Annotated in this window: 9 protein-coding genes; 5 read left to right on the forward strand and 4 right to left on the reverse strand. The window is 69.5% G+C overall.

Annotation, left to right across the window (positions count from 1 at the left end):
• The first annotated feature begins 2 nt into the window (after window positions 1-2).
• The 5 genes from ASF25_RS00615 to truB all read left to right on the forward strand — a co-directional run bounded on the left by ASF25_RS00615 (window position 3) and on the right by truB (window position 6724).
• Window positions 3-812, forward strand: coding sequence for an RNA-binding protein (locus tag ASF25_RS00615; RefSeq protein WP_056172172.1), 810 nt, complete (start codon window positions 3-5; stop codon window positions 810-812).
• Complete coding sequence (infB, locus tag ASF25_RS00620; protein ID WP_056302650.1) at window positions 813-3749, forward strand: translation initiation factor IF-2; 2937 nt, start codon at window positions 813-815, stop codon at window positions 3747-3749. It abuts the gene before it with no gap.
• Window positions 3750-4058: 309 nt separating this feature from the next.
• Window positions 4059-4934 carry a hypothetical protein gene (locus ASF25_RS00625; protein ID WP_056171735.1) on the forward strand — a complete coding sequence of 292 codons (876 nt, stop codon included), beginning with the start codon at window positions 4059-4061 and terminating at the stop codon, window positions 4932-4934.
• A gap of 177 nt (window positions 4935-5111) precedes the next feature.
• Window positions 5112-5540 carry a 30S ribosome-binding factor RbfA gene (rbfA, locus tag ASF25_RS00630; RefSeq protein ID WP_056302652.1) on the forward strand — a complete coding sequence of 143 codons (429 nt, stop codon included), beginning with the start codon at window positions 5112-5114 and terminating at the stop codon, window positions 5538-5540.
• A gap of 140 nt (window positions 5541-5680) precedes the next feature.
• Entirely contained in the window at window positions 5681-6724 is a 1044-nt protein-coding gene (gene truB / locus ASF25_RS00635) for a tRNA pseudouridine(55) synthase TruB (RefSeq protein ID WP_056171739.1), read from the forward strand.
• Between the two features lie 23 nt (window positions 6725-6747).
• Here the strand turns inward: truB and ASF25_RS00640 are convergent, their stop codons facing one another.
• The 4 genes from ASF25_RS00640 to ASF25_RS00655 form a co-directional block, all read right to left on the reverse strand.
• Window positions 6748-7932 carry a M20 aminoacylase family protein gene (locus ASF25_RS00640; protein WP_056302654.1) on the reverse strand — a complete coding sequence of 395 codons (1185 nt, stop codon included), beginning with the start codon at window positions 7930-7932 and terminating at the stop codon, window positions 6748-6750.
• A 142-nt stretch (window positions 7933-8074) separates the two neighbouring features.
• Window positions 8075-10555 carry a heavy metal translocating P-type ATPase gene (locus tag ASF25_RS00645; RefSeq protein ID WP_244472852.1) on the reverse strand — a complete coding sequence of 827 codons (2481 nt, stop codon included), beginning with the start codon at window positions 10553-10555 and terminating at the stop codon, window positions 8075-8077.
• Window positions 10556-10660: 105 nt separating this feature from the next.
• On the reverse strand, window positions 10661-11941 hold the full coding sequence (locus tag ASF25_RS00650; protein WP_056302658.1) for an ATP-binding protein: 1281 nt from the start codon (window positions 11939-11941) through the stop codon (window positions 10661-10663).
• Between the two features lie 34 nt (window positions 11942-11975).
• Complete coding sequence (locus tag ASF25_RS00655) at window positions 11976-13070, reverse strand: lysylphosphatidylglycerol synthase domain-containing protein (protein WP_056171746.1); 1095 nt, start codon at window positions 13068-13070, stop codon at window positions 11976-11978.
• Window positions 13071-13187: the final 117 nt, after the last annotated feature.

Genomic DNA, 13187 nt, shown 5'->3' on the forward strand with positions numbered 1-13187 from the left:
CCATGGCTGTCGATCCCGCGGCCGAGGCAACGGAGACGGAATTGAGCGCGTTGCTCGATGCCGGGCTCGGCCGTGGCCGCCAGGGCGCGGAGCGGAGCTGTATCGTCACCCGCACGAAGCGGCCGCCCGACGGGCTCATTCGATTCGTACTCTCGCCCGACGGTGAGGTGGTGGCCGATCTGCGGGCCAGGCTTCCCGGGCGGGGCGCGTGGCTCACGCCGACGCGCGCGGTGGTGATCGAAGCCTTGAAGAAACGCGCGTTCCAACGGGCGTTCAAGACCAAGGACGCTGCGGCACCGGCCGACCTTGCGGACCGAATCGCGGAAGGCCTCCGGGCAGATTTGCGTCAATCCCTGTCGCTCGCCAACAAGGCCGGCTGCGTGGTGGCGGGCTTCGCCAAGGTCGAGGCGGCCATCGGCGACAAGGCCGGCGTCGCGGCGGTGATCCAGGCGCACGACGGCAGCGCCGACGGCCGCCGGAAGATCGCGGCGGCATTGCACCGCCGCCATGGCGATGCCATATCCCGCATTCCCGTCATCGATAGCCTGTCCAATGAAGAATTGGGCGTGGCCTTGGGCCGGGATCATGTGATACATGCGGCTCTCGTCGCAGGAGTCGGGAGTTCCGGCTGCCTTGCGCGTTGGCGTCGGCTCCGTTCCTTCGAAGGTTTGGCGACGACGGCCGAGGAGGCCGGTTCCGCCCGTTATGGGCGAACCACTTCCGATCTGCACGACGACGAAGTGACGGATTCGCCCGGCGCACAGCAGTTTGCCGGTTCTCGGGACGATGGAAACCCTCAGGGTTTGGACTGAATGAGCGATACGAACAATCCGGGCGACAAGACGCAGGCGAGACCCCCTTCGAAGCCGCTGTCCTTGAAGCGCCCGATCGAGCAGGGAACGGTGCGTCAGAGCTTCTCCCATGGCCGTACCAAGCAGGTCGTGGTCGAGACGGTGAAGCGTCGTGTGATCGGCGCGGCACCGGCCGCACCCGTACGGGAAACGACACCTGTCGCTCCGGCGACGCGCGTTGCGCCCCCTCCGCCCCCCGCAGCGCCCCGCCAGGCTCAGCGCTCGGCATCGGGCGTCGTGCTGCGGACGCTGAGCGAGCAGGAGAGCAACGCCCGCGCGGCCGCCCTCGCCGATGCGAAGCGTCGCGAGGCCGAGGCCAAGCAACGTGCGGAGGCGGATGCCGCCGCCGAACGCGAACGCTTGGCCGTCGAGCAGCGCGAGCGTGAGGCCGCCGAAGCGCGCAAGCGCGACGAGGAAGCCCGTCGCCGTCAGGAAGAAGAGTCTCGCCTCGCCGCCGCCGAGGAAGCGCGCCGCGCGGCCGACGAGGCCGCCAGGGAGGCTTCGAAGGAAGCAGCGAAGGCTGTCGCTGCCGACGACGCGGCGCCTGCTCCGGCGCCGACCGTCTCCAAGACGGCGCCGATGCCGGCGGCCCCGACCATCGTTCGCACGCCGCCCGCGGCTCCGCGCGCGCCGGCTGCCCCTGCAGCCACCGCTGCGGCTCCGGTGCGTCCCGCCGCTGCACCTGCAGCGCCTGCGGCACGTCCGCCCCTGACTGCGCGCCCGGCCTCCTCCGAGCCGCGCAAGACGATCACGGCCGACGTGCGCAAGCCGCGCGACCTCAACTTCATGGCCCGCCCCGCCCCGGCCCCCGAGCCGGAGCCGACCACGCCGACGACGGCCACCGCCGCGCGTCCGGCCGGTGCTGCCACCACGGCCCGCACGCCGGGTCGTCCGCAGGCCGCCGAGGAGGAGAACGAGCAGAAGCGCGTGATCCGCCGTCCCGGCATGCCGCTCAAGATCATCACGCCGCCCAAGACCCCGAAGCAGCCGGGCGGCGACCGGAATCGCGGACGTCTCACCATAGCGACCGCGACTTCGGGCGAGGACGAGCGCACGCGCTCCGTCGCCTCGTTCCGCCGTCGCCAGCAGCGTATGAGCGGCAACCGTCACGTCGAGCAGAAAGAGAAGCTCTCGCGTGAGGTGACGATCCCGGAGACGATCACGATTCAGGAACTCGCCAACCGCATGTCGGAGCGGGCCGTGGACGTGATCCGACTGCTGATGAAGCAGGGCGAGATCCACAAGATCACCGACGTGATCGACTCGGACTCAGCGCAGCTCATCGCCGAGGAGCTTGGCCACACCGTGCGCCGCGTCGCGGAGTCGGACGTCGAGGAAGGCCTGTTCAGCGACGAGCCGGAGCTGGAGGAGGATCTCGATCCCCGTCCCCCCGTCGTCACGATCATGGGTCACGTCGACCACGGCAAGACCTCGCTGCTCGATGCCATCCGCAAGACCACCGTGGTCTCGGGCGAGGCCGGCGGCATCACGCAGCACATCGGCGCCTACCAGGTCGCGGCCCCCAGCGGCGACATGGTGACGTTCATCGATACCCCCGGCCACGCGGCCTTCACCTCCATGCGCGCCCGTGGCGCCAAGGTGACGGACATCGTCGTGCTGGTGGTGGCGGCCGATGACGGCGTCATGCCCCAGACGGTGGAGGCCATCGCCCACGCCAAGGCGGCGGGCGTGCCCCTCATCCTGGCAATCAACAAGATCGACAAGCCCGAGGCGAACCCGCAGCGGGTCCGTACCGAGCTGTTGCAGCACGACATCCAGGTCGAGTCCATGGGCGGCGAGACCCTCGAATTCGAGGTTTCGGCCAAGACCGGCGACGGTCTCGAGGAACTGCTCGATGGTCTGCAGTTGCAGGCCGAGATCATGAACCTGCGCGCCAACGAGACGCGCGACGGCGAGGGCACGGTCATCGAGGCCAAGCTCGATCGCGGTCGCGGCCCCGTGGCCACTGTCCTCGTGCAGCGCGGCACCCTGTTCACCGGCGACATCGTCGTGGCCGGCGCCGAGTGGGGTCGTGTTCGCGCCCTCATCGACGACAAGGGCGAGAACGTTCCCTACGCCGGTCCCTCGGTACCGGTGGAAGTGCTCGGCTTCAACGGAACGCCGGATGCGGGTGACCGTGTCGTGGTGGTGCCGAACGAGGCCCGTGCTCGCGAGGTCACCGAGTACCGTGCCCGTCAGAAGCGCGAGCGCATCGCAGCCCGCACGGGCGGCGCCAACCGTTCGCTCGTCGACATGATGCGCGACCTCAAGGAAGGCGCCGGCCGCAAGGAACTGGCGCTGGTCGTCAAGGGCGACGTGCAGGGTTCGGTGGAAGCCATCACGGGCGCCCTGGAGAAGCTCGGCAACGACGAGGTGTCGGCACGCATCCTGCTCTCGGGTGTGGGCGGCATCACCGAGTCCGACATCACCCTGGCGGAGGCTTCCAAGGCCGTCGTCATCGGCTTCAACGTGCGGGCCCACAAGGAAGCGCGCGAGTCGGCCGAGAACAAGGGCGTCGAGATCCGCTACTACAACATCATCTACGACCTCGTGGACGACATCAAAGCGACCTTGTCGGGCATGCTGCCCCCGACGCTCCGCGAAGAGCGCTTAGGCGAAGCCCAGATCCTGCAGATCTTCGACGTGTCGAAGGTCGGCAAGATCGCCGGTTGCCGCGTCACGGACGGCGTGGTCCAGCGTGGCGCCCACGTTCGCCTCATCCGCGACAGCGTGGTCATCCACGAGGGCAAGCTCTCGCAGCTCAAGCGCCTCAAGGACGACGCCAAGGAAGTCATCTCCGGCTACGAGTGCGGTATGTCCTTCGAGAACTTCCAGGACATGCGGGCCGGCGACACCATCGAGTGCTACCGGGTCGAGGAAATCCGCCGCACGCTCTGAGCGTACGGGCAGGATCCAGACGAACAGGGCCGCGACATCCGTCGCGGCCCTGTTCTCGTTTCCGGCCACATCGCACGGCACGCGGGGTTCATCGGTCGGCAGCGGGTGTCCGTCGTTGCACCAGACGGGGAAGATCGACCAGGGCGGGGATCGCGTCCCGCGCAGGCATGCCCTAGTCGCTATGTCGGGCCTTAACCGCATCGTCGAGTTTGGCTGGGGGAAGGCACACGGCCCTCTCGTCGCTGCAGGTGCGAGGCGGCTATATGGGCCGCGGAACGACCGGCATACGGCCCGGTCGAGGCGGGCACGATGCTGAACTCATACGCCCTGCGACGGGCCCTGTCGGACAACAAGTACCGGAAGATCTTCGTCGAGCGGCTCACCGAGCCCCTGCATCTGAACATCATTTCGGCGGGCGTGGCCCTGTTCGGCAGCTACCCGGCCAAGGTCGCCTTCGATCTCGTGGTGCGCCAGCAATACGCTTACCCGATCCTGTTCGCCGCGGAATCGGCGAAGAAGCTCGGCCTCAAGCGGATCGCGATTCTCGAGTTCGGCGTGGCCACGGGAGCGGGCCTCCTCAACATGTGCGCGCTCGCGGCACGCACGGAAGCCGCGACGGGGGTGAGCATCGACGTCGTCGGCTTCGACACCGGCACCGGCATGCCCCCCGCCGTGGATCACCGCGACCTGCCGGAATATTTCCAGGAGGGCGATTATCCGATGGATTTCGAGGCCCTGCGCCGCGCCCTGCCTGAGCGCTGCCGCCTGCTCATCGGCGACGTCGCCGAGACGATCCCGGGCTACCTCGCCGGCGTCGGCCCCGACGCCCCCATCGGCTTCGTTTCGGTGGACGTGGACTATTACTCCTCGACGGTACGAACCCTGCCGGTGCTCGACGGTGCCCCCGACCGGTACCTGCCCATCGTGCCGGTCTACCTCGACGATGTCGCCATGGACGGCTGCAATCCGTGGAACGGCGAGCTGCTGGCGGTGGCCGAGTTCAACGCGGCCCACCCCATGCGGAAGATCGCGCCGTTCAACCTCCTGCGGTCGAAGCGCATCTTCAAAAACGCGCAATGGATCGACCGGATGTTCGCCGCGCACATTCACGACCACCCGGCCCGTACCCCGGCGACGGCGAAACGCGCACAACAGGCCTATATCCGGAACGAGTATTTGGGCTAAGAGAGGCCCCTTCGACATCCGCTTCGGTCTGGCCGGCTTCCGTTTTCCAAGCGGCGGCGGATCGATGCTCCGTATCAGTGACGGACCGATGGCGGTCTTCCCCTCGAGCTCCGTCCGCCGGGCGGTGGGGGGGCGGGTCGCCAACCCTCCGTTCCGACAAGACGATCAGAACCGTTCATGGCTCAGAGACAGACCCCGACCGGACCGAGGCAGCGCCAGCAGCGCGTGGCCGAGCTCGTCCGCCACGCCATCGCGGAGGTGCTCCAGCGCGGCGACATCCAGGATCCGGTGCTGAGCGCGCACGTCATCACCGTGCCGGAGGTCCGCATGTCGACGGACCTGAAGCTCGCCACGGCCTACATCATGCCGCTCGGCGGCCAGAACGAAGCACCGGTGATCGCCGCCCTGGAGCGCAACAAGAAGGCCCTGCGCCAGGAGGTGGCCCGCCGGGTTAACCTCAAGTTCGCCCCCGACCTTCGCTTCCTGCGCGACGCGACCTTCGACGAGGCCGACCGGATCGACGCCCTCCTGCGCACGGACAAGGTCCGGCGCGACCTCGAGGCGCAGAAGTCCAACGAGGACGGACCGGACCCGGAGGCGCCTTGACGGTCCCGTCGGTGTCCCGAAGCGGACCCCGAACGTTCGACCAGGGGACGCCGTAGCGTTCCCGCGCCGATCTTTTTTCCAGACACCAAGACCGGACGGCCCTGGCCCCGCGTGCGCCCCGTCCCTCGACCGAGGACAGCATGACCAACGACACGACCATCGAATCCCCCGATGAGGGTGTTCCGCCGCCCCTCGGCGCGGACGACACGGCCGCCGATGCTCGCCCCGCCGAAGGACGCCGGCCGCCGCGCGGCGGGCCGCGGCCCGACCGCCCAAAGCGCCGCGACGTCAACGGCTGGGTGATCCTCGACAAGGGCGTCGGCATGACCTCGACCCATGCGGTCGCGGTGGTGAAGCGCGCCTTCAATGCCAAGAAGGCCGGCCATGCCGGCACCCTCGACCCCCTGGCATCCGGCATCCTTCCCATCGCGCTGGGTGAGGCGACGAAGACCGTTCCGTTCGTCATGGACGGCCGCAAGGCCTACGTGTTCACCGTGACCTGGGGCATCGAGACGGACACGGACGACGCCGAGGGGCGCCCCGTCGCCACCAGCGAGAGCCGGCCCGAGCGCGGGGCCGTGGAAGCCGCTTTGCCGAGCTTCGTCGGCGCCATCGAGCAGGTGCCGCCGCGCTACTCGGCCATCAAGATCGCCGGGGAACGCGCCTACGACCTCGCCCGCGACGGCGAGGAGGTGGTGCTCGTGGCTCGCCCCGTCCAGATCGACCACCTCGCCGTGGTGGAGCATGACGGCCAGCGCACGGTGATCGAGGCGGAGTGCGGCAAGGGCACCTATGTGCGGGCGCTCGCCCGCGACCTCGGGCGGATGCTCGGTTGCTACGGCCATGTCTCGGCCCTGCGCCGTACCCGCGTCGGTCCCTTCGCCGAGGCCGAATCCTGCGTCGTCGCCACCCTCGAGGAAGCCGGCCCCGACGGGAACGGTCCGCACCTTCATCCCGTCGAAACGGCCCTCGACGCCGTTCCGTCGGTGCCCGTCTCCCGTGACATGGCACTACGCCTCATGCGCGGTCAGGCGGTGATCCTGCGTGGGCGCGACGCCCCGGTGGAGGGCAAAGCCTTCGCCACCTGCGGCGGCATCCTTGTGGCGGTCGGCGATGTCGAGCGCGGCGAACTGGTGCCGCACCGGGTGTTCCATCTCGGCGGTACCGCGCCCCAGCGGGGCTGAACCGGACCTCAGGCCGGGTCGCCCTATTCGGGCGTGCCCGACCGGAGGGGCAGCCCGGTCTCGATGACGCGCGCCCAGAGCGAGGCGCCGTACGGGGCGGCCGCATCGTTGAAATCGTATTCCGGGTGGTGCAGTCCGGCGCTGGCTCCGTTGCCGAGGAAGATGTAGGCACCGGGCCGGTGGGCGAGCATGTAGGAGAAATCCTCCGCCGCCATCATGGGCGCCACAGCGCGCTCGACCTGTGATTCGCCCACGATACCGGCCGCCACGTCGGCGATGAAATCCGTCTCCGCCGGGTGGTTCTCGGTCACCGGGTAGCCGCTGCCGAACACGATGCTTCCGTGTGCGCCGAAGGCCGCCGCGACGTTGGTGACCACCGCTTCGATGCGTCCCTGGACCAGAGTCCGCACGGGTTTCGACAGGGCCCGCATGGTCCCCCGCAGGGTCACGCATTGCGGCAGGACGTTGAAGGCCTCTCCGGCTTCCAGAGCGCAGACCGAGACCACCGCGCTGTCGAGGGGGTCGACGGAACGCGCCACGATGGATTGGAGGGCAACCACGACGTGGCTCGCCACCAAGACACTGTCGATGGCCGCGTGCGGCTGTGCGGCGTGGCCGCCCTTGCCCTCGACGGTGATGGTGAAGCGGTCGGTGGAGGCCATGATCGGGCCGGGCCGAATGGCGAAGTGACCGACCGCCAGACCCGGAATGTTGTGCATGCCGTAGACGGTCTCGATGCCGAAGCGCTCCATGAGCCCATCGCGGACCATGGCCTCGCCGCCGCCGCCGCCCTCTTCCGCCGGCTGGAAGATCATCACCGCCGTTCCGTCGAAGTCGCGGGTTTCGGTGAGATACCGCGCCGCGCCGAGCAGCATGGCCGTATGACCGTCATGCCCGCAGGCATGCATCTTCCCGGGGTTCGTCGAGCGATAGGGCAAATCGCGCACTTCCCGGATCGGCAGTGCGTCCATATCCGCGCGCAGGCCGATGACCCGGTTCGAGCCGTGCGCCCGCCCCCGGATCACCCCGACGACGCCGGTACGACCGATGCCGGTTACCACCTCGTCGCAGCCGAAGGCCCTGAGCTTGTCGGCGACGAAGCCAGCGGTCCGGTGGACGTCGTATTGCAGTTCCGGATGGGCGTGCAGATCGTGGCGCCAGGCGGTGATCTCCGGCGCCAGGGCTGCGATCCGGTCGAGGACGGGCATGGGACTGACTTTCGAAGGGGCGGCCCCTCTCAGGATGGACTTCGGGTGACAAACGCAAGACGGCCCAGCAAACAAGGGGCCAGACGCGTGATCGGGCCCACGACCGCATCGAACCTACCCGATTTCGGGATGTGGCGGCGAATCACCCGGTGACGGCCTCGCGCACCCCGTCGGCCCGGCGCAGGCGAAGGGCGTTGGCCAGCACGAAGACGCTCGACACGGCCATGGCGGCCGCAGCCAGCACCGGCGACAGCAGGGGACCGCCGAAGGCGTGGAGCAGGCCCGCCGCCACGGGGATCAGGGCGACGTTGTAGGCGAACGCCCAGAACAGATTCTGCCGGATGTTGCGCATCACCGCCCGCGACAGACCGATCGCGGTGACGAGGCCGTCCAGGGCACCGGACATCAGCACCACGTCGGCACTCTCGACGGCGATGTCCGTACCCGTGCCGATGGCGATACCGATCTCCGCCTCCGCCAGGGCCGGTGCATCGTTGATCCCGTCGCCGACGAAGGCCACGGTGCCGAAGCGTGCCCGCAACGCGCGCACGGCCTCGACCTTGCCGTCGGGAAGAAGCGCGGCGAAAACCGTGTCGATCCCGAGGGTTCTGGCCACGCCTTCGGCGGCACCGCGTGCGTCGCCGGTCACCATGGCGACGGCGAGGCCGCGCCTCTTCAGGGCTGCGACGGCCTCTGCTGCGCCCGGCTTGATCGGATCGGCGACGGCGACGAGGGCGGCCAAGCGCCCATCCACGGCGACGTAGAGAGGACTGCGGCCTCGCATCTCCAGGGCGGCGGCCTGGGCGGCGAGTGCGGCGGTGGCGATACCGAGCCGGGCCATGTGGCGGTCCGCCCCGACCGCCACCGATCGGCCGGCGACGCGCCCGGTGATGCCGTACCCCGGCGAAGCCTCGAACTCGGTCACCGGCGCGAGGGTAAGCCCCCGCGCTTCGGCCGCTGCCACGATGGCACGGGCGACGGGATGTTCCGAACGGGCTTCGAGGGCCGCGGCCAGCGCCAGAACCTCGTCGTCCGAGACGTCCGGTGCCGGCACGAGATCGGTGAGGCTCGGACGACCCTCCGTGAGGGTCCCGGTCTTGTCGAGGGCGACGACCCGCGCATCGCGCAAAGCCTGGAGAGCGGTGCCACTGCGAAACAGAACGCCGCGTTCGGCCGCTCGCCCCGTACCGACCATGATCGAGGTCGGCGTCGCCAGGCCCATGGCGCACGGACAGGCGATGATGAGCACCGCGATGGCGTTGACGAGGGCGAAGCCCAGGGCCGGGCTCGGGCCGAGGACGAACCAGGCGACGAAGGTCAGGGCCGAGACGATCATGACGGCGGGTACGAACCAGGCGGTGACCCGATCGACCACGGCCTGGATCGGGAGCTTACCGCCCTGCGCGGCCTCGACCATGGCGACGATCCGGGCCAAGGCCGTTTCGGTCCCGATGGCTCCGACGGAAAGGTCGAACCCGCCCGTGGTGTTGAGCGTCCCGCCGATGACGGCATCGCCGACGCCCTTGGAGACGGGCACGGGCTCGCCCGTCACCATGCTTTCGTCGACGAAGCTCGTTCCCGCGACCACGGTGCCATCGGCCGAGACGCGCTCGCCGGGGCGGACCCGCACCACGTCCCCGAGGCGCAGATCCGCCTGCGCCACGGACAGCTCCCCGCCGTCGCGGATCACACGGGCAGTGGTGGGCGACAGACCCACGAGGCGGGCGATGGCGGCACCTGTACGGCCCTTGGCCCGTGCCTCAAGGGTGCGCCCGAGGAGGATGAGGGTGACGATCAGTACCGCCGCCTCGAAATAGAGATGCGCGGTGCCGGGCGGCAGCCAATGCGGGGCGAAGGCCGAGACCAGGGAGTACAGGTAGGCCGCGCCGGCCCCGAGGGCGACGAGGGCGTTCATGTCGGGGTGACCGCGCAGGAGACCCGGAACGCCCTGAACGAAGAAGCGGCGGCCCGGACCGGCCAGGACCAGGGTCGCCAGGATGGTTTGAATCCAGGCCGTGACCATCGTCCCGGTGGCATAGTGAAGGCCGGGGACGATGTGGCCGCCCATATCGAGGACGACGAGGGGTGTTGCCAGGAGAGCGGCGACAAGAAGATCGCGCTGGAGGGTGGCTCGTTCCGCCTGCCGACGGCTTTCGGGTGTCTCCCGCGCGGCGACGGCGCCCGAAACGGCCTCGTAGCCCGCCCCCCTTACGGCTGCCGCGAGTCTATCGAACGCGACCACCGCTTCCGTGTGACGCACGGTGGCGCGCCCCGTGGCCAGATTGACGGACGCTGCGATCACCCCCGGGACGCCCACGAGGGCACGCTCGGCTCGAGCCACGCAGGAGGCGCAGGACAGGCCGGTGATATCGAACGCCGTCGTCGCTTCCGGGACGCCGTAGCCCGCCCGGGCGATGGCTTCCACGGCCGCCCCCGCACCGGTGCCGTCGAGGCGCAGGCTGGCACGCCCCGTTGCGAGGTTGACCACAACCTCGGATGCTCCCGGCAGCGCCGTCAGGGCACGCTCTACCCGCCCCACGCAGGAGGCACAGGACAAGCCGGTGACCGGAAAGTCGAAGCGGTTGGGCAACGAAGGAGGAGAGGCGTGCGCAGGGCGTGTCATGCTCCTCATGTGGGGCTTCGGCCCGGGGAGGAAAATCGAACGTGGGCGCACGCCCGGTATGTCGCAAATGCGTCGCGCTCGGGGGATTCGTCCGAGCGCATGGGCTCACCGTCCGGCCGTCTCGGCCGCGTTGCCGGGCTCCATGACGAATTCGGGAAAGGACACCCGCACGGTGGTCCCGGCACCCGGAGCGCTCTCGATGACGAGGCGGCCACGGTGGCGGTTGACGATATGCTTGACGATGGCGAGGCCGAGGCCCGTGCCGCCTTGATCCCGACTCGAGGCGACGTCGACGCGGTAGAATCGCTCCGTCAGGCGCGGGATGTGCTCGGGCGCGATGCCGGGGCCTTCGTCGCGCACGGCGAGCACGATGCGGGCGCGGCGTGGCGGCAACTCCACGAGGCGGGCGACCGAGACGGCGACGCGGCCGCCGCGGCCGCCATATTTCACGGCGTTCTCGACGAGGTTCTCGACCACCCGCAGGAGTTCGTCGCGTTCGCCCGGCATTGGGTGGACGCCGTCCGCCTCGAACGTCACTTCGACGCCGCGCTCCCGTGCAAGGGGACTTTGCGTCTCGACCATCTCGCGGGCGATCCGGGCGAGATCGACGGGCTTCGTCGGTGGCACGTGCTCGCGCAGTTCGATGCGGGACAGGGACAGCAGGTCGTCGATGAGGCGCGTCATTCGATGCGCCTGGGTCTTCATGATGGCAAGGAAGCGCTCGCGGGCCGGGGCGTCGTTCCGGGCCGGCCCCTGAAGAGTCTCGATAAAGCCGAGGAGCGAGGCGAGCGGGGTGCGCAGTTCGTGGCTCGCGTTGGCGACGAAATCCACTCGCATCGCCTCCAGGCGACGAGCCGAGGTGAGGTCACGCAGGAACAGGACGACGTTGGGCTGGCCGCCCGCTGGCCCGTCGGGCATCGGCAGGGCGCCGATCTGCACCTCGAAGGCACGCTCCGTGGGCACCCGGGTGGCGTAGAGCGTCTTCAGGGGGGCGCCGGTGCGCAGCACCTCCTCGATGCCATCGAGAACATCGGGCGCGCGCAGGGCGAACGAGAGCGGATGGCGAAGCTTCAGGGCCGGAAGGAGCGCGCGGGCGGCGGGATTGACCTCGATGACCACGGCGCGCCGGTCCACCAGGATCACCGGATCGGGAATGTTGGCGAGGAGCGCCTCGGCGACGGAATGCCGTGCGTGGGCCGAGGCCTCCGGCGCGGCCCGGATACGGGTGCGGAACAGGCCACCGACGAAGCCTCCGAGGGCGAGGGCCGCGACGGAGGCGGCGATCCACGGCGCATCCAGAGTCCCGCGCGCCCAAGCGCACAGGCCGAGAACGACGCTCGCGCACGCGGCGGCGGTCCAGGCGGATCGACGCGCGCCCCGTGCCATGCTGCCCTCCCTGCCGCTTTTCAGACGGCGGCGATCACGTCCCTTCAGCGCGCCGGAGACGCCCGGCACGGACGCGCTTCAGCACTTCGTAGCCCCCCAACATCGACAGCGCGATGACGAACGGCACGAGGTAGTAGCAGACCCGGAACAGCAGCAGGGAGCCGAGCACCTGATCGCGCGGCAGGCTCGATAGGGCGAGCAGGATCGTCGCTTCGAACACACCGAGGCCGCCGGGCGCATTCGAGGCGATGCCCAGCATGGCGGCGAGCACGTAGATGGCGACGAAGGTCGTGAAGCCGATGGAGGTTTCAGCCGGCAACAGCACGTACAAGGTGGCGGCGGCCGCGCAGACGTCGCCGATGCCCACCACCATCTGGCTCAACGAAACCGAAGCTCCGGGTAACTCGAGGCGCCAGCCCTTCACCCGGACGCTGCGGCGCTTGAGCGACACCCAGGCGAGGTAGGCGACGACGGACAGGAGTGCGGCGAGGCCGACCCCCTGGTTGAGGCGAATGCTGGTGAAGGTGAGCCCGGCGAGTTGCCCGGCCTCCGCGATGAGGCTCAATCCCAGCACCACGCCCATGCCGAGCCAGAAGGTGAAGCCGGCGATCACCGTGAGGGCGGCGATCTTGGCGGCGCTCAAGCCGCGGCCGGAATAGATCCAGTAGCGGATGGTGCCGGCCGTCAGCAGCGGGAAACCGAGGGTGAAGCTCACCGCATAGCTGGTGAACGAGGCGAGCGCCGTCGTGCGGTAGGGGACAACGATCTGGAGTTGTCGCAGGGCCAGGGCGTCGTAGCAGGTCAGGAACAGATAGCTCACGGCGACGAACAGGAAGGCGAGTCCGAGCTGTCCCGGTGTCGCCGCCGTGAAGGCCGCGTGGAGTTCGGCCCACGTGACCGTCTCGACGAGCCGCCACAGGACGTAGACCGACACGGCGAAGATCACGATGCTGGCGATGGTGCCGATCCAGGCGTAGCGCCCCTTGAAGGAACGCTTGGCGGCGGGAGCCGCGGGGATATCGCTGGGGCGGGAATCGCTGGAATGAGCATCGTCGGGCTCGACGCCGGACGCGTCCTCGCCGATCGTCTCGGCCCGGCCGAGCTCCTTGTGCTGTCCCGCAAAGTTCATCGTATCGGCGTCCGCCTCCGCCGGGCACCCCGCTCGGCCTTGGCGGCGGCATGGATGGCCCGGGCTTGTGCCGGACCGCGGCCCGTGGCCCGCATTTAGGGGCATCGGCCGGCAATT

The sequence above is a fragment of the Methylobacterium sp. Leaf100 genome, from assembly GCF_001422845.1.
Classification (GTDB): domain Bacteria; phylum Pseudomonadota; class Alphaproteobacteria; order Rhizobiales; family Beijerinckiaceae; genus Methylobacterium.